This window comes from Aphanothece microscopica RSMan92 (assembly GCF_046613545.2).
Taxonomy (GTDB): Bacteria; Cyanobacteriota; Cyanobacteriia; order PCC-6307; family Cyanobiaceae; genus NIES-981.
Window position 1 is genome coordinate 1 of the sequence record NZ_JBKKKY020000284.1, and the last position, 720, is coordinate 720.

Consider the following 720-nt stretch of genomic DNA (forward strand, 5'->3'; position numbering starts at 1 on the left):
CCAGCACCCGCGCCGCCCGCAGCGACAGCGCCGACAGCGTCAGCGTGGGGTTCGCGGGCGAACAGGACGGAAAGGCCCCCGCCCCCAGCGCCAGCACGTTGCGCGCCTCGAAACAGCGCAGGTCGCGGTCCACGACACCTTCGGTCACGTCGCGCCCCATGCGGGTTGTGCCCTGGATATGCGCCTCGGTCGCCGACAGGGGGGATGCCGTCATCCCCTCCACCCGGAAGGGCAGCGCATCGGGCAGGGCCGCGCGCACCGCCGCCAGCCCCGCGGCGGCATAGGGATCGTGGCCCTGCCAGACCAGCCGCGGCGCGTCGCCCTCCAGAACCACGCGGTTGTCGGCCTGCGGCAGGTCCTCGGCGATCAGCTTGAACATCACCCGCTCGGTCCAGCGGCCCGGCACGGGCCGGATCGCGGGCGGGGCGTTCCAGTTCTCCAGCAGCACGGCCGCATGGTCCCGCCGATGCGCCCCGTCATAGAACCCGTATCCGTGCCCCGTGATCGACGTCGCGCCGAAGTAATTGGGCGCGTCGATGTCCAGCGTCACCATCTGCGACACCTGTTCGTGCAGATATCGGCCCAGCGCCGGGGCCGTCAGGCCCGACCGCATCAGAATGGCCGCATTGAACACCGCATTGGTGCCCAGCGCCACCAGGTCCGCCCGGATCGCGCGCGCCGATCCGTCGGGCAGCCGCACCTCGACCGCCTGCGCCACCC

1 protein-coding gene is annotated in these 720 nt (G+C 72.2%); it reads right to left on the bottom strand.

What is annotated here, in order from left to right:
• A partial coding sequence (locus ACLD7X_RS17525) for a GMC oxidoreductase (protein WP_411424973.1) occupies positions 1 to 720 on the bottom strand: 720 nt, incomplete at both ends.